The organism is Sutcliffiella sp. FSL R7-0096 (assembly GCF_038595065.1).
Lineage (GTDB): Bacteria > Bacillota > Bacilli > Bacillales > Bacillaceae_I > Sutcliffiella_A.
In genome coordinates this window covers 1,098,527-1,115,553 of sequence record NZ_CP152003.1, presented here as the reverse complement: position 1 = coordinate 1,115,553, position 17,027 = coordinate 1,098,527, and the positions used below count along the sequence as shown (strand labels likewise).

Genomic DNA, 17,027 nt, shown 5'->3' with positions numbered 1-17,027 from the left:
AATCCTTCTGTCCGTATCTTATTATATAATGAGCTGTAATATAAACACTCTTTCCGGAGGTTCATGGATATGATAAAAAAAATGATGAGCTACTTAAATATAGGTTCTCCTCATGTAGATCTTGTTTTGGATTTTAATGAGTTAAGACCAGGGGAGAAAGTGACAGGCTCCTTTCATGTGGAAGGTGGATGGGCCAAGCAACATATTAAAAGGCTGGAATGCGATTTGGTAAAGGAGTTTCAAGGAGATGTGATAGAAACGGTCGATGCCGTCACAACCATCCTTATGTCCAAAAGCATGGATGCAAATGATAAAACAGAATACCCTTTTTGCTATCAACTTCCTAAAGATATTGATCCTACCACAGAATATATAAGCTACCGTTTAAATACAAGACTCATCTTTCAGGATGACATAAAAAAAATCGACCATGACGAAATCGTCGTACTCGAATATAAATCAATGAAGGCCTGACTCATTAAGAAGTCAGGCCTTTGTGTTAATTGCTCACTTTATTTAATTAAAGAAATAAAGGGGGTCTGACCCTCACCACTCTAAAGCGATAAAGTCCCCCCCTCTTCTTCTAAATCATTCTGCTGTTGGTATGGTTAGTTTGTATTTAGCGAAGCCGTTTTGTGAAGCGCCTTCGTATTGGATAGTTCCATTTTCCGGTAATGCATCGACTGCGTTTGGTGAGGAGTCGAATGTTACGTTGACGGAATTGTTGATTAGAGCAAATGCCCAGTTTCCGTCTGCGGATGGATCAATCTCACCTTGTTCTAAGATGTAGTCGATGATAGCCTGACGGTTCTCATCTGGGTACATTTCCACACCTCTGTTGTTGCGTACACCTGGGAAGTTACCGCTCGCACGGTAGTTATTCGTAACCACGATGAACTCCTGATTCAAGTCGATTGGCTGTCCATTATACTCCAGATTCTTGATGCGGTTTGCCCCTTCGTTCACGACCACACCGTCTTTGTTATACTTCGCAGGTTCTGTTACATCAATTTCATACGTAACACCATCGATGACGTCATAGTTATAAGTCGGGAAATCTCCGTTGATCAATGCTTGCTCACTGCTGTTGTTCGGATCGATCTGCTTGAATTGTCCTGCAGACATTTCCAGCCACTCTTTTACGTCAGCGCCCGTTACTTTTACAGTAGCAACAGTGTTTGGATAAAGATATAAATCTGCTACGTTCTTAATAGCAATTTCCCCTTGTGGGATGTAAGTGTAATATTCCGCTCCATTTCTACCGCCAGCTTTAAATGGTGCACCGGCAGATAAAATCGGAGTTCCTTCATCTACTGTTCCTGCAAGTTGCTTTTCAATATACCACTTTTGTGCATTCGTTACGATTTGAATGGATGGATCATCCTGGACCAATGCAAAGTAGCTGTGGATATCGGCAGTAGTCGTACCAACTGGTGTACGAACATAGTTTACTGTTCCTTCATGTGCTTCTCTTACCGCTTCCAAGATAGCAGGATCTGCTTCTACATTTAATACATTCATCAGCTTGGTTGCGGAATTTGTCACTTGCCAGTCACCTTTCACTTTGGAAAGTGTTAAATCCATTATCCCTAAATTGTTCCCCCAGTTACCAGGCATGACTACAGGTACACCGTTAATGGTTCCTTTTTCTGTATCTACACCTGGAAGGTTTCTGAAATCCCCAGGGAATTTCAAGTGATTGTGACCTGTGATGATGGCATCAACGCCCTCTACCTGTGTGAGATTATATGTGGCGTTTTCAGCCATCTCCACATATTCCACATCACCAATACCGGAGTGTGCCAAGACGATGATGATGTCAGCCCCTGCTTTTTCCATTTGAGGAATGACTGCTTCTACAGATTTGACGATATCCTTTGTTACAACTTTTCCTTCAAGATGCGCTTTATCCCATTGCATGATTTGCGGAGTTACAACACCTGTTACCCCAACACGCAGAACTTGATTTGTTCCTTTATTATCCGTGAATTTTTTCTTAATGATTTCATAAGGTTTTACATAATATTCACTGTTATCAGCACCATCATCATAAAATACATTGGCACTAACATAAGGGAATGGAGATCCTTCTAGTACCGTGTCAAGGAAATCCAATCCATAGTTGAATTCATGGTTTCCTAGAGTCGCAGCATCATAATCTAATAATCCCATAGCTTGGAATACTGGATGAACCTCACCCGGTTGTAAAACGTCTACTTTTGCTTTGTAGTCACCTAAAGGGTTCCCTTGGATAAGGTCCCCATTGTCAAAAAGCATGGAGTTTGTTGCTTCTGCGCGTGCCTGCTTTATAAGAGTGGCTGTCTTCGCAAGACCAAAGTCTTGTACTTCAGCATCCTTATAGTAGTCATAATTATATAAATGTGTGTGGATATCTGTTGTTCCCATCACTCTTAGTTCCACATCATGTTGTCCTGCTTTCGGCCCCTTTGGTGCAGCATCTACAGAGTTGACCATGGATGGTGTTGCAAGCAATGATACTGCCATCGTTGCAGCCAACACTTTTTTTCCTAGTTGTTGGAAAGCTTTTTTCAAGCCAAACAGCTCCTTTTGAAGTTTAATAGTCATACTCTTCTAATTATAGAGGGAAATGTAAGATTAGAAATAATCTGAAAGGCCTGAATTTGACAAAATACAACAATAATATTTCATTTTTTTAGTCACAAATGCTTATATTGTAAAATAGCCCTAACAAACACTTAGATGAAAACGAATACATATAGGTATAAAGAAAGATGCCTGTGTACCTTATAAAAGGAGCACAGGCATCTTTTCCTTTATCCACTAACTTGCTATCGTATCTCAATCAATCTCGGCGCTTGTTCTTTTATCATCTCATCATGTGTCACGATGATAATTGTTTTTCCATCCTTGTTTAAATCCTTCAAAATGGTCATTATTCGGTTCGCATTCTCCCTGTCCAAAGAACCTGTTGGCTCATCAGCTAAAATAAGGTCTGCCTTTTTCAAGTAGGTTCTGGCAAGGGCTATGCGCTGCTGCTCGCCACCTGAGAGGGTATATATTTTTTCGTTTAACTTATCTGGTAGGCCGACCTTAGCAAGCGCCTCATCATAGCTTATTCCCGACCTATTTTTCTTACCGATTATTTCGAAATTTTGTTTGACTGTTTTATTCTCAATCAGGGCGAAATTCTGAAAAATGAAAGATACCGTTTTGCCGTAATAGATTTTCTTATCAAACTTCTTGGTGATTTCCACATCATTGACCAACACGCTTCCTTCGTCCGCTTCTTCTATTCCGCCGATGATGTTTAATAGAGTAGTCTTTCCACACCCACTTTTACCCGAAATGATGGCAAATTCACCTTTTTCCAAGGTAAAGGTTAAATTTTGGAACAGTGTTCGGCTGCCAAATCTCTTTGTCAGTTGCTTTACTTGAATCATACAATCCCACCTTTCAAAACTTTTACAAGGCTCTTTTGGTCCAGTCGGGTGATATTGAGGTACAATATCAGGCAATCCAGAAGTAAAATAAGAACACTGCCCATAATCAAGTAGCCTGTAAAAGGAGTATTAATAAAAAAGCTGATGACAATCGCTATTAATGCACTGATGACGCTTGCCCCTATGGATAGAAGGATGATCTTTCTGTTACGTTCAAATAGGGATCTGCCGAGTATTTTCATTAACAGTAACTCTTTCGCGTTAAATGTGTATTCGACCCGGAGAATGGTTGCCACGATAAATAGATTCATCGCAAGTACCAGTCCAAGAAGAATGAATGATATATACATGCCGCGTTGAATGATCTTCCAATTGTACTCATACAGATCCTTAACATTGGTCTTTACTTCAAGCTCGTCTTTCCACTCATTGTCAGCAAGGAATCTTTGGTACTCCTCGTCTGTGATATCATACATGACGTCATAGGCAATATATGTCCTGATTTGCGCGTATTCATTATTAACATCCTCTCCGGATGTAGCACTGTTTACTAGCATAATCGGGTTAGTTTCCAGCCTTGTTTTGAAAGGATAAAACATATCCTTTGCACTAAGAACCTCTAAATCTTCCTCATAGTATGTTATTTTAAAAGGCGGATGGGATGGTTCGTACAAACTGTACACACCTTTTATCCCGTCAATCGGAACGTTCCTGTCCTTTAAATCACCAGGAATCAACAAGTGTACGAAATCCTTCTCCAATTTCCCGATAAAAGCTTCAGGTAGCTGCTTAAGGGCGCCTTCATTCATACGGATGACGGGATAGTTGAAGTCCGTCTGCCCGACCACCGATCCTTGAAGATTTGTCATATCTGCAGACTTCTCTTCAAATGTCTGATGAAATTTCTCCCTGATTGCAGCACTTTCCTCAAATTTGGTCACATCCCGGTAATTCAATTGAACGTAGGAGTAATTTTCAAAAGTGGAAATTATGTCTTTTTGCTTGTAATAATTAAGCCCCTGGTCAATGAATGTAGCCATGGCTGTAATGGACAAGATGCACAGGACACTCATGACAACCTTTAATCCATAATTGAGCGCGAGTACACTTTTTCCACCTGCAGATGATAGTGTCTTCCTGAAGTTTCCCTTCCGCAGGATTATATATAATAAACTGTTCAACACCAAGAAAAGACACAAACCTGTCAATTGGACATTCCAATGAAATAAAGAGTGATGAAGCTCGCTCGTCAGCATGAAACTGATGAAGTAGAGTAACGTAAAGACAATAGCATCCGCCCCAACCTGCCTGAATATCATCCTTGTTGCATCGGCTCCCATGAGCACACGGACGGAGAACTCTTTTTTCAATAATTGAATCTCATAGTAGCTTAAGAACAGAATCAGGAGAAGGCAGACGCTAAAGAAAACAAATACGATTCCTTTTGCATCGGATGTGGCCCCCATCCTCGGAAATCCACCGCCGTATTGATCGACAAGTTGCTGCTTGAAAAGGACAATATTCTCTTCGCCCCCTGCTAGATAATAGCCATGCCCACTTTCCTTGTGCTCAAAAGAGGAGAAGTCTCGGTAGCTGACGTTCATGTCCCCTAAGAGAAGGCTTTGATTATTCCTGAACTGAATTCCCCGGCTTTCGAGCTCCTCTTTGGCTGACTCCTCCCCATAAATGATCATATCGCTCTTTATCGTCGAGATGACATTCCTTTCCAATGTAAAAAGAATGATCTCATTGTCTTCTGCAGCATCAAGGAGTGCTTCTGTCATCTCCTCATTGCTACTATCAAAAGGCTTGTAGAATTCAGTATGGTAGAAATCCTCTTCAAAGTTATCTAAATAGTAAATATAGAATTCACCGACAAAAATGCTGGCAATGGATAAAAAGAAAAACGCCATCAAATATTTTATTTTTTTCATGATTCCGCCATTTCCTTAAAAAATATCCCATGTCTGATTCGCAATTTCCTGCTGTTTGTCTAACTCTTCTTTATGTCTTTCCATAAGCTCTCGACCAGTTCCGTCCGTTTCATCGATAATCTGGAAGTCCTCATCAACAAGAATCTGATAAGATGTTCCCTCCTCTGTGATCATGATGCCGCTTTCCATTCCAAACAGGGATGGCCAAACAATAATGGATACCGTATCATCCATATTCGTAATGCTGAGATTACCGGTAAATGTCCCAAAATCCGCTTTTTTCACTGACAGAGTATGTTCTTCAAGCATTTTAACCTTTGTATGACTGAGTGGAATTTCCTCAAATCCTTCTTCGTATTTATTGAAAACCATTTCATTATTTACATACCATGCCAAACTATAAAAAATAACGATGCCAGCCAAAATTGAGAATATCACTACCGCTTTCTTTTTCATTTATTTACCCCCTGTGTCTCTTTAATAGAAATATTCCATTCATTTTAAAGAACACCTATAAGTCGACTATAGGTGTTCTTTAAAATAATTGGTAGTGAAAGATTAATAGTGGATAGTATATGTTACGGTAGAACCAGCATGTCTTACTTCCACTTTCGCCGTTTTACCTGCACCAACACTTGAGCTCACATGGGAACCGTTTCCGTTTGAAATGGATGCAAAATGAGTTTTAGATGCATGGTACGCATGAGCAAAGTCTTCATTGATCCATGCTGTGTTATATCCATACGTTAATACTCCTGCACCGTCACCGGTATTTACGCTTTTTGACCAAGCCTTTGTAAAACTAGTTCCAGTTGCCGATTTAGTAGCTGCATCTGCCGTTAAAGCTGGTGCCATCGCTGACATTCCAAGAAGTCCTCCACATAAAGCAATAGATAAAAGTGCTTTTTTCATCTTATCCCCCTAAATAATCTCACAATATTGTGATGGTTTTCCTCGAGTAAATCCATCGTACCATCAAGTTTCCCGAAATTTCCATATCGGTTTTCCGAAACACTGACAGGGGAGGAACCGAAAAGGATTTTTCGGACTTCCATATTTGCACAGTTTCATAGATAATAACTAATGTAAGGGAATTGTCGAATAATGGGAAGTGAAAAACAATTGAATCATGTAGCTACGAATGTTAAACAAGCGCTCGTTGCATTATTGAATAACGAAAAAGAGATCGATGATGATTTTCGCAGCATGATGCTATTCTTTATAAAGGAAAAAGGAGATGATACCCTTCCTTTTGCAGAGCTTTGTATCCTTCATTATGAAGCGTTCGCCAGAGATTTTGATGAAGAGATATTCAAGATAGCAGCAGCTATCGAGTTGTTGGTCTTATGCTTTGATATGATAGATGATATTCAAGACGGGGACAGTAGCCATAGCTGGGCAGCACACCCTGCATTAGGAATCAATAGCGCCTTGGCCATGCTGATAGTGTCATCGAAGATAATTTGGGAGAGCTCGCTTACACATTCAAATCTAGCAGGAAGAATAATGGAAAAATACGCTTTACAGAGTATTGATGGACAGCAGAGGGATTTACTGAACCTTGCCGTTGATGAGTCTTCCTATCTTCAAATGATTGAAAGAAAATCAGGGTCCCTCACTGCTATGAGCTGCCTTATTGGAATGGTATTGGCTACAGGAAAATCATCTGCACCTGTGGAGCGCTATGGGCGGTATATCGGTGTCATTCATCAACTGAAAAATGATATTTCCGACCTAAAGTGCTGGGGAAAGAAAAATGATATACTTAACCGAAAATTCACTCTGCCAGTTATTTTTCTTTTAGCATTAGAAGATGAACTTTCTAGACATATCAGGCGATACTATGAAAAAGAGGATTCCATATCGTTAGATAAAGAACAAGTTCAACAAGCACTCACAGAAAGTGGTGCCATACGCTATGCATTATTTTTCATACATAATTATCAAAGGAAAGCGTAACAAGCAATGAAGGATATTCCATTATCTGCAAAAGTACAAAATAAATTATTATCTATAATGAAATGAGGAAATAACATGATAAAAATGATCGCATTTTTAGAACAGAATAAGTATGTTGTGGAGTTATTGAAAGAAGGCAAGCTTTGTTTAGTAGGAATGGACACGGACCAAGAGCGGTCAATCCTTCGTGCCTATGAAGAAGCTGTCGTTTTGGAAAACCGCTACTGGAGATGAAATCGAATAAGAGCAAATATCTACAACACTTTATCTTTTTGTATAGCATCCTAGGAATCTATTTGCTTTATGTAGCAGTAAGTACTCCTTTTATCAGCATGGAGATTCGCGAAGAAGGGGGTCATTGGGTAGTTGATGATCCATTATATAATGATTGGGCAAAATCGCATAACATTGAACCAGGAGACATCATCCTGGGTATAGACAATAAATCCATAGAGGAATCATCCACGATGAAGGTAGATCAAAGCATTCGGGCGGCAAACAATCTAACCCTTTTGAAACCGGGTGGTGGTGTTAATAGCGTGGAAGTTTCCCACATGGATCTTCCTGAGCAATTGATTATGCACAGCTTGCTTCCTTCCCTTTATTTCATCCTGTCACTAGGACTTGCTTGGTATCTTTTCGTGAAGCAACATCAAAACAGATTGAACACTCTGCTGATCCTGTTTCTGCTTTCTGTCTCCTTGGCTTATATCAGCGGAGGAGCTTCAAGCCGCTTGGACACGATCGGATTATATGTAAATGGCACGTTCCTTGTCTTGTGCCTTATATTTCTCCTTCATTTCTTAAAAGAGTACTTTGCCTATTTAAAAATGGAATGGGTTTTTGTTAAGAATATTACTGTATTATACGCATTACCTTTTATTATTCTTCTGTTCAGTGTGATGACGAGTTTCAATTCTTATTTTTTTCATTTAACATCTGACATTATTTTAAGTTTCTTTCTTATCCTTTCCTTAAGTATTTTTTTTGTTTTACTCAGGGGATATTTTAAATCCAAATCTCCTAAGCTACTATTTATATTATGGGGGCTGATCCTACCGATACTCCCCTTTATTCTTTTATATGCTTTGCCGGAAATCCTTACAGAACAACATATTCTGTCGGCAGATATCAGCGCCTTTTCTCTACTATTCATCCCGTTTTCTTTTATATACATCCAATTGGCAGACAGGCTGTTCGATATTCAGTATCACATGACCCGATTCCGATACTATTCCATGCTTTCCCTTGGTACAGGAGTCGTGATGACAGCTGGAATCTACTATTTTTGGGGTAGTGACCGTTTAACTTTCATGGACACTTCCCGTATATATGTGTTCCTGGTTATTTTATTGATCGCAGTATTCTATCTAAAAGAACAGATTGATTTCAGGCAACGCAAGATCTTGTTTTCGACCAATGGTGATTATATCCACGGACTTTATTTGTCCATCCATGACCTTGGGCAGGCAAGAAATCAGCAGGAACTTTTTCTGAAATACGAAAGAAAAGTAGTAGAAAAGCTCGAGGTATCCTCTCTCGACTTAACAGTGTTTCCTGCTGACAAAAACAGTGATGGATACAACCAGTTGGCCCTTGGAGAAATCACAAGGACCGGGAAAAAATATCAAATGTTACTCCATGAAACAGCAACTGAAAAGATTGTCCTGACAATCGGTAATGGTTTACAGACAGTTTCATTAAGAAAAGAAGAGCTGTTGTGGCTGGAATTACTGTCACTCTATTTCCATAGCTTCTACGGGAATCTTAAATTGGTTGAGGAGCTAGTGGAGGAGCTACAATTGATGAAGTCAGCAAACAGCCATCGCCTCCCATGGTTTGACAAGCTACTTTGGCAGATTCTCGAAAAGGAAAAGGCCATTTTGGCACAGGAACTTCATGATACCGTACTGCAAGAACAACTACACCTTGCAAGAGAACTCGACCTACTCGTTACCAGTCCCATGGAAGTATACACCGAGAAAATAATCACCATCAGGGAGCAGTTACTTGATGCCTCCATGGATCTGCGGGAATATTGCGAGCATCTCAGCCCTCCTCTATTAGATACTTTCGGACTGCAGGCAGCACTCAAAAAGTTTATCCAGAAAATAAAAATGCGTGCTGACTTCATGTTGGATGACCATCTGGACATTCCGCAACTCAAAGACCCCATGCTCTATCTGATGATTTACCGTCTGATTCAAGAGTTGTTAAATAATGCTATCAAGCATGCAAAAGCCTCTGAAGTGGAACTTCGTTTACATTCTGTCGGAGAGACGGGCTTTGAATTAATCTATCGAGATAATGGAGCCGGATGCGAACCAAGCGAGGTTTTCGAGTCCACTGCTTCCATGGGCATCAGTGGCATGAGGGAACGGGTAAGGGCATTTAACGGAGAAATGGATATGGATTCCGCTCCTGGGCAAGGAATGCGTATAAAGATACGAATGATAGAAAGCAGTGATACAAGTGATTAAACTACTGATTGTGGACGATCATCCAGTCGTGCTTGACGGCACAATGACGCTTTTGCAAGAGCTTGATAACTTTCATATAGAAACCGAACAAAATCCAATTGCTGTGGAAGGAAGACTGGATAAGGACTCCTTTCATCTCTTTTTGATAGACATTAATATGAAGCCGATAAATGGCATACAACTGGCAGAATCTATCAAACAGCGGGAGCCTGATTCACTAGTGATCCTCTATACAGGTTTTGAACTAGCTGATTACTATGAGCTGATCCTGAAAAGAAAAATAGACGGCATATTATCCAAGACCGCTACAAAAGAGCAAGTCATACAGACGATACATGCTGTTCTTCGTAGGGAGATTCTTCTGCCTAACGATTTTCTTGATTTCGTCCAATCACAGCTACACCTTTCTTTGCAGGACAGCCAGCAGACATTGAGCGATAAAGAAAAAATGATTCTAAACCTGATCGCCCAAGGCTTCACCAACAAAGCCATCGCAGTAGAACTATCTGTCACACAGCGAACTGTAGAAAACTACCTTTCCAAACTATTCGTCAAACTTAATGTCGAATCCCGTGCAGAAGCCTTGAAGATAGCCATGGAAAAGGGATGGATTGAGTAAGGATCAATTTTTTAAAACTTGGCTCTGTTAAACACCGCTGTTGCTAGAAAAATCAACAGTATGCTTTAACAGGGCCTAAAACTTAGGGACAGAATCCTACTACCCATTATAGTGGGTCGCGGGATCTGTCCCTATTAGCTCCTCCTTCCCCAATCCAACCAACCCCACCCAGTACAACACAGCATCTTGAAACAACCTTGGATCATAGCCGGTCAGCTCTTTCATCTTTTTCAAACGATATTGTAAGGTGTTCTTGTGAATAAAGAGAGCCTCGCTTGCAGAAGCAATACTCTGATTATGCTCCAAGAAAGCCCTCAATGTTTCCACTAGCTGCTTGTGGTCCGGATCGAGAAAGAAAGGGAAAAAGCGCTCAATAAAATCCTCCATCTTCTCTTCTGGTATTTCATGCATGATGGACTCAATTCCAAGCTCCTTGAAAAGCAACAAATTCCCTTCTCTACCATCCACAAAACGCAGCGCCAACCTTGCTTCTTCAAAGGACTTTACCGCCCCTTCCAGGCCATCATATTCCCTTCCGACACCACAAATAATGACACCGAAAGAGGCTCCCAGTTTACTTATCGCCTTCTCAACCTCCCCATACCATCTTGAAATAGAGATGTTTTGAGTATCCTTCAATAAAAGAATCTGATTGGATTTCCATAATGTAATCAGGTCAGTTTCGGAGACTGCAAGTACTTGTTGCAGTTTTTTCAACAGGTCACTCATCTTCTCCTGTCTTGCCACTTCGGTTTCATTTTCTTGAGCTGTGTCCAACCGAAGCAGGAACGCCTGCCTTGTGACATTGGTTTGGATGGAAAGGGTCTGACCTCGCACTCCGAACGCTTCGATACTGTCCCACTTTCTTCGCATCCATTCTTGTATGAAAAATTCCTTCGCACGTTTTTCCAGATCCAGTTCTCTGCTCACATACGCCTCTTTTACCATTACCTCTGTCATTTTCTGAATGATTTTCGCAAAGTCCCGCACCTCATTTGGATGACCCGTAATCCCGATGACTCCAATAAGTTCTTCATGAAAATAAATAGGCATGTTCACACCTGGCTTGGAGCCGAGAAGGGTATCTTCTGGAAATATCATCACGGTCTCGCCCCGTTCAATGACATTTCGGGCTCCTTCATGAAATGTCCCGATTCTGTCTGCGTCCTTACTGGCAATAATAATTCCATCGTTGTTCATGATGTTGATATTCTTCTCGATGATCTTTTCCATCTCGTGGACGATTTGTTGTGCTTGTTTATCTAATAACCCTGCCATAAAGTCTTGCCCCTTAGTAGATTTCTTTTCTACAATATACCCAACCACAACACAAAAAACCAGCGTTGCCTTCTATGGAGAAGTAACGCTGGTCACTTTAAAATCAATTAGCTAATAATGTTTCAATCTCTTTTCCTGCCATCAATGCTTGAATCATGGCATCTTTGATTCCTAAATCAACTTTACCACTGGTGGCGTCGACTATTATAAGTTCCATCTGGTTTCCACTCTTCACATAGCCTAACCAGTATGGAACGTATAGTAAGTTAGTGTCGGTAATGGTGACTTGAATGTCTTTTCTCTTTTTCTCCCTTGTGAAAGCTTCCCAATAGATGGCTTCTTCCGCCACTTTCTGTTCCGAATCTCCAGATACATCAAGGAGAGTCTTTCCCCCTGCAGTCAAGTCTACTTTCTCCAACCCTGAAGTGGATGGAAGGATAGCTGTCAGCTGCTTTCCTGTTTCCACGGCAACCTTCCCACAAATTGGCTCTTTCATCTGCAGACTCGTGTATTCATAATCGTAGCACCAATACGGTAGATAGACCATCTCCATGGAAGTTAGCTTCTTTTTCGATCCAAATACAGACTGCCATTTGGTAATCCAATTATTTTGATAGGATTGAATCGACTGTACTGCCTGTTTTTTTGATATCAATGATGGTAAAAAGTAAGAATTCATCGTCACTCACACCTTAGATAGATTGAATTGCATATAAGATTACAAGTGTCACGAAGAAATAAACAATCATGATATATGGCCATTTCTTCATCTGTTTTTCCCCTTCCGCTTCTTCGATCTCTTCAGCGGACTGCTGGCGTGCTGCCAACATTGCTTGTACTTTTTCATCTTTCGTTTCGTATACCAGTCCATCTAGCTTTTCTTTCACTGGTGCTTTCGTTAATAGACTTACCGCATAACCAACTGCAACCGCTACGACCGCACCTACTACATTGTTATATAACCAGGATATGCTTGCAAAAGTTGTTACAGCCCAAACTGCAGTCATCCCAGCGATGACACCGGCAAATGCACCTGTTCCGTTTGCACGGCGAATGAAGATAGCTAAGATAAATACCCCTAGTAATGCTCCGTAAAAATAGGAGCCAATCTTGTTAACGGTTTCAATGACAGGTCCAAGATTCCCTGCAAAGAAGGCAAAAATCGTTGCATAAATCCCCCAGAATACTGTTGCCCAACGAGAAGCCTTCAAGTAGTGAGCTTCACTTGCGTTCTTTTTGAAGAATTTCGCATAGAAATCACGTACAGTTACCGCTGATAGAGAGTTCAATGCAGAGTCCAGACTGGACATTGCTGCAGCAAATACCCCTGCAATAATCAGTCCCGAAATTCCAACCGGTAAGTACTCCACCACAAACAATGGGAACAACTCGTTCAAGTTTTCCACATTTGGATCCCCTACATTTGCATAGAATGCGAATAACAGAATACCAATGAATAAGAATAATAGCATTTGCGGGAACATGAACAAACCACTGATAATCAATGACATCTTGCTTTCTTTTAATGATTTGCTTGTCAGGACGCGCTGGATCTGACTTTGGTCTGTACCGAAATAGGCAGCATGCATGAAAAACCCACCGATAATCCCGGCCCAAATGCTATATTCCACAGAGAGATCAAAGCGAAAATCCAAGGATTGCAATAGGCCTGCATCAGAACCCATGGATACTGCACCAGCAAAGCCACCAGGCACATCACTTACAATGGTGAAAATGGCAAGACCTGCTCCCAACCATAGAACAAACATCTGTACCACGTCTGTCCAGATTACAGCAGAGATTCCACCAAGCACCGTGTAGGCTACTGCGATAAGCGCCATCAAAATAATGGTAATGTTAACATCCCAGCCCGTTACAACAGATAATACCAATGCGGGAGCATAAAGCACTACTCCTGTTGCCAAGCCCCGTGCAACTAAAAATAATCCTGCTGTTAGCGAGCGTGTCTTCGTATCAAACCGCTTTTCCAAATACTCATAAGCTGTGTAAACCTCTGTACGATAAAAGAATGGAACAATCGTTACCATTAAGAATGCCATAACAAGTGGAATATTAATGAATGTATTCATTCTTTCCAATCCACCTGAATATCCCCAACCAGGTGCTCCAATAAACGTGATCGCACTTGCTTGTGTTGCCATGACAGAAAGTCCTACTGCCCACCAAGGAATATTACGCCCACCTAGGAAGTAATCTTTGGTCGTCTTTTGATTTTTTCCAAAGAATGCTCCGAAAGCAGCAATACCGATTACATAAACTATAAGAACAATAAAATCTATCGTAGTGAAACCATTCATTCTCCTCTAACCCCCTTCAGCTTTGTGCCAATATCTATAAGGTGTAACATTCTCCTCGTTGCTTCGTACAATAATGTTTTTCCATTCTTCATTGCTTCGTCAATGGTTATGGGACCGTCAACGATAGAGAGAACCGCTTCAATCCCCTCTTGTTTCAACATGTCTGTATCTTCCCCAATTCCACCTGCAATGGCCACCACCGGAATTCCTCTTTCCTTGGCTATCCTAGAAAGTCCCACTGGCACCTTACCAAGGACCGACTGGCCATCTATTTTTCCTTCTCCTGTGATGACAAGATCAGTTTCGTTTAAATGCGTTCGAAAATCACTCATTTCCACGACAAGATCGAGACCGCTTTTAAACTCCACATCCACTAAGGACTGAAGAATGAATCCGATCCCCCCTGCCGCCCCGCTTCCAGGCATAAGGGTGCAATCCTTGTTCGTTGCTCTTTTCATCACTTCTGCAAAAGTAGCCATGCCAGCCTCAAATAGTTGAAGTTGGTTTGCCTTGACACCTTTCTGCGGACCAAATACATATACTGCACCGTCAGGGCCAAGCAAGGGACTCGTAACATCTGAAGCGACAATAACTTTCACTTGTTGTAGCCTTGCATCCAAATTGCTTATATCAATGTCTTGGATTAAATCCAATTTTCCACGTACTCGCTCAATAGTCTTTCCTTCTAAATCCATTGCTCTTAAGCCAAGTGCTTGGAAAAGTCCTACGCCACCATCCACCGTTGCACTTCCACCAAGGCCAATGATGATTTTTTCCGCACCCCTGTCTAGTGCATCCTTCACAAGTTGCCCCGTTCCAAAGCTCGAAGCCATCTCAGGATCGAGCTCCTCTCTCGTCAGCAAAGGAAGTCCTGATGCGGAAGCGGTTTCAATAATGGCCGTCTTTTCTATTGGAAGCCAACCATATCCTGCATTAATTTTTCTTCCTAAAGGGTCTTCTACCTCACAGATGATTTCTTCCCCGCCAAGGATATGCAGCATCGCTTGTACCGTTCCTTCTCCCCCGTCTGCCATCGGGATTTCGACTACCTCAATCGAGGCATCGAAATCCTGAATAGCTCGGGAGATGATGTGTGCCACTTCCTTACTGTCTATCGAACCTTTAAAGGAATCTGGTGCAACAACAATCTTCACCCTCAATCTCCCCCTATCCTTTCAACCACATTACTTCATAAGGCTGTAACGTAACAGACAGCGCCTCGTCTGTAATTTCCACTTCCTTTTTTGAAAATAGATCTGTATAGGTTTGTGCATTTAATTCATATTTGTCAGCAGACAGCTTGATCTCTTGCTCTTCATTGGATACGTTCACAAGCGTAACGACTTTCCCGGCACTATCCTTGTTCGTTCTTACCAATGCATACACTTGGTTGTTTTCAAGTAATACCTGTTGCGGACTGTTTGGATGGAACGCTTTTTCGTTCGTACGCACATCCAGCATTTTTTTCATATTGGATAAGACTTCGTGTCTTAATGACCTTTCGTCCTTCAGTTCCGCCTCCAGTTGCTGGCGATTCAATTTTTCACGGTTGATGGAACGGAAGCGTCCAGTTTCCTCTACACCTTCCTGATAGTTACGGGAACCGAGCAGACTGTGCACATAAATTCCCGGCACCCCCGCCATCGCCAATAAAATGGACTGTGCAGCAAGGAATCTTTTTACTTGAATGCTTTGGTCGTCATCAGGGTGGGAGAGAGCATCAAAGTAGTTAATGTTTAACTCATAAGGACTCTTCGTGCCATCTCCATTATCTTTATAGGACACGTTCCCTCCATGCGCATGTACCTTTTCAATCATGGACTCGACTTCTTCTTTTGAAAGGATGTCTTCAACAGGTCTCACGCCAACACCGTCATGAGAGGCTAGGAAGTTGAAGAAAGTCGTCTCTTCTGTCGTACCTTCCAAGTTGCTCGCCCAATTTTGAAGGTGAGTCGCGTCCCCAGTCAGGAAGGTGTTCAATGTCAATGGCGGCAATGGGAACTGATACACCATGCGCGCTTCATTGTAGCCGTTTCCAAAATAACTTACATTATCCTTGTGCGGTACATTCGTTTCGGTAATGAGGATTACCTCAGGTGCAAGTGCATCGACCACATCTCTGTAGGTTTGAATAATCTTATGCGTTTCCTCTAGATGGATACACGTCGTCCCCATCTCCTTCCACATGAATCCGATCGCATCCAAACGAATCATCTTCGCTCCCTTGCTGATATAGAAAAGTAGGAGTTCTGCAATCTGTAAAAATAAATCCGGATTGCGGTAGTTCAAGTCAATTTGGTCCTCACTGAATGTTGTCCAAACATGCTTAGGTCCATTTGCCGTTTCGAATTCCGTTAACAACGGCAGTGCTCTTGGACGTGTCACTTTGCTATAGTTTAGGGATGGATCTGCTTCCACGAAGTACTCTTTGAATTTTTCGTTGCCTTTTAAGTACTCTTGGAACCATTCTGATTTCGCGGAAATATGGTTGATGACTCCGTCAAACATCAAATCATAGCTACCGGATAGTGACTTAATGTCCTCCCAGTTCCCCAGGTCTTTGTTTACCTCGTAATAGTCGATGACGGAAAAACCGTCGTCCGAGCTGTAAGGATAGAATGGCAAAATGTGAACGCCAGATAGTTTGTCCCCGATGTTTTCGCTTAAGAACTCGTGCAAGCTTTGAAGTGGAGCTTTGCCTTCTTCCTTAATGGAATCACCATATGTGATAAGAACCGCATCTTTTTCGGTAACAAACTCTTTTGGAGTGCGTGGTGTTTCTAGTTTTGAGCTATATTCATTCATTAGGTTGGTTAATTTATCTTGTAAGTAGGCAGCTGTCTCTTTTCCGTACACAAACTCGAGCTTATTGGTCATTTCTGCTGTTACTTGTTGTTGGTTGTTCAAAAGGAATCCCTCCTGGTTGCTAGTTGTTTCTTAACATTTATGCTACACATTAGGAAAAACGCTTACAATGTTATGGAGAATAAATATAGTCCTTAATTTTTTATTATTTT

The 17,027-nt window shown here is 41.4% G+C and carries 15 protein-coding genes; 5 read left to right on the top strand and 10 right to left on the bottom strand.

What is annotated here, in order from left to right:
* Nucleotides 1-69 precede the first annotated feature (69 nt).
* Nucleotides 70-474, top strand: coding sequence for a sporulation protein (locus MKY77_RS05685; protein WP_339149311.1), 405 nt, complete (start codon nt 70-72; stop codon nt 472-474).
* 114 nt (nt 475-588) lie between these two features.
* On the opposite strand, the gene MKY77_RS05680 is transcribed toward MKY77_RS05685, so the two are convergent.
* The 5 genes from MKY77_RS05680 to MKY77_RS05660 all read right to left on the bottom strand — a co-directional run bounded on the left by MKY77_RS05680 (nt 589) and on the right by MKY77_RS05660 (nt 6,268).
* Nucleotides 589-2,553, bottom strand: a complete 1,965-nt coding sequence (locus MKY77_RS05680; RefSeq protein ID WP_339149310.1) for a bifunctional 2',3'-cyclic-nucleotide 2'-phosphodiesterase/3'-nucleotidase — start codon at nt 2,551-2,553, stop codon at nt 589-591.
* A 257-nt stretch (nt 2,554-2,810) separates the two neighbouring features.
* Nucleotides 2,811-3,422 (bottom strand): ATP-binding cassette domain-containing protein, encoded by a 612-nt coding sequence (locus MKY77_RS05675; RefSeq protein ID WP_339149309.1) that lies wholly within the window; start codon nt 3,420-3,422, stop codon nt 2,811-2,813.
* On the bottom strand, nt 3,419-5,356 hold the full coding sequence (locus MKY77_RS05670) for a DUF1430 domain-containing protein (RefSeq protein WP_339149308.1): 1,938 nt from the start codon (nt 5,354-5,356) through the stop codon (nt 3,419-3,421). The genes MKY77_RS05675 and MKY77_RS05670 overlap by 4 nt, the downstream gene beginning before the upstream one ends.
* A gap of 15 nt (nt 5,357-5,371) precedes the next feature.
* On the bottom strand, nt 5,372-5,812 hold the full coding sequence (locus tag MKY77_RS05665; RefSeq protein WP_339149307.1) for a hypothetical protein: 441 nt from the start codon (nt 5,810-5,812) through the stop codon (nt 5,372-5,374).
* Nucleotides 5,813-5,914: 102 nt separating this feature from the next.
* Nucleotides 5,915-6,268, bottom strand: a complete 354-nt coding sequence (locus tag MKY77_RS05660) for a hypothetical protein (RefSeq protein ID WP_339149306.1) — start codon at nt 6,266-6,268, stop codon at nt 5,915-5,917.
* Nucleotides 6,269-6,460: 192 nt separating this feature from the next.
* Here MKY77_RS05660 and MKY77_RS05655 point away from each other — a divergent pair, with 192 nt between their 5' ends.
* From MKY77_RS05655 to MKY77_RS05640, 4 genes are all read left to right on the top strand, one after another.
* A complete protein-coding gene (locus MKY77_RS05655; protein ID WP_339149305.1) occupies nt 6,461-7,315 on the top strand; it encodes a polyprenyl synthetase family protein in 855 nt (284 codons plus the stop codon).
* A 75-nt stretch (nt 7,316-7,390) separates the two neighbouring features.
* Nucleotides 7,391-7,549, top strand: coding sequence for a competence protein ComX (locus MKY77_RS05650; protein WP_339149304.1), 159 nt, complete (start codon nt 7,391-7,393; stop codon nt 7,547-7,549).
* 38 nt (nt 7,550-7,587) lie between these two features.
* Complete coding sequence (locus MKY77_RS05645) at nt 7,588-9,795, top strand: ATP-binding protein (protein ID WP_342515672.1); 2,208 nt, start codon at nt 7,588-7,590, stop codon at nt 9,793-9,795.
* A complete protein-coding gene (locus MKY77_RS05640; RefSeq protein WP_342515671.1) occupies nt 9,779-10,414 on the top strand; it encodes a response regulator transcription factor in 636 nt (211 codons plus the stop codon). The genes MKY77_RS05645 and MKY77_RS05640 overlap by 17 nt, the downstream gene beginning before the upstream one ends.
* Nucleotides 10,415-10,513: 99 nt before the next feature.
* Here the strand turns inward: MKY77_RS05640 and MKY77_RS05635 are convergent, their stop codons facing one another.
* From MKY77_RS05635 to MKY77_RS05615, 5 genes are all read right to left on the bottom strand, one after another.
* Nucleotides 10,514-11,692 (bottom strand): sugar diacid recognition domain-containing protein, encoded by a 1,179-nt coding sequence (locus tag MKY77_RS05635; RefSeq protein ID WP_339149301.1) that lies wholly within the window; start codon nt 11,690-11,692, stop codon nt 10,514-10,516.
* 103 nt (nt 11,693-11,795) lie between these two features.
* Nucleotides 11,796-12,371: a hypothetical protein gene (locus MKY77_RS05630; protein ID WP_339149300.1), complete on the bottom strand. Its 576-nt coding sequence runs from the start codon at nt 12,369-12,371 to the stop codon at nt 11,796-11,798.
* Between the two features lie 13 nt (nt 12,372-12,384).
* Nucleotides 12,385-14,010 carry a sodium:solute symporter gene (locus tag MKY77_RS05625; protein ID WP_339149299.1) on the bottom strand — a complete coding sequence of 542 codons (1,626 nt, stop codon included), beginning with the start codon at nt 14,008-14,010 and terminating at the stop codon, nt 12,385-12,387.
* A complete protein-coding gene (locus tag MKY77_RS05620; protein WP_339149298.1) occupies nt 14,007-15,164 on the bottom strand; it encodes a glycerate kinase in 1,158 nt (385 codons plus the stop codon). The genes MKY77_RS05625 and MKY77_RS05620 overlap by 4 nt, the downstream gene beginning before the upstream one ends.
* Before the next feature lie 13 nt (nt 15,165-15,177).
* Nucleotides 15,178-16,917 (bottom strand): alpha-amylase family glycosyl hydrolase, encoded by a 1,740-nt coding sequence (locus MKY77_RS05615; RefSeq protein WP_339149297.1) that lies wholly within the window; start codon nt 16,915-16,917, stop codon nt 15,178-15,180.
* Nucleotides 16,918-17,027 lie beyond the last annotated feature (110 nt).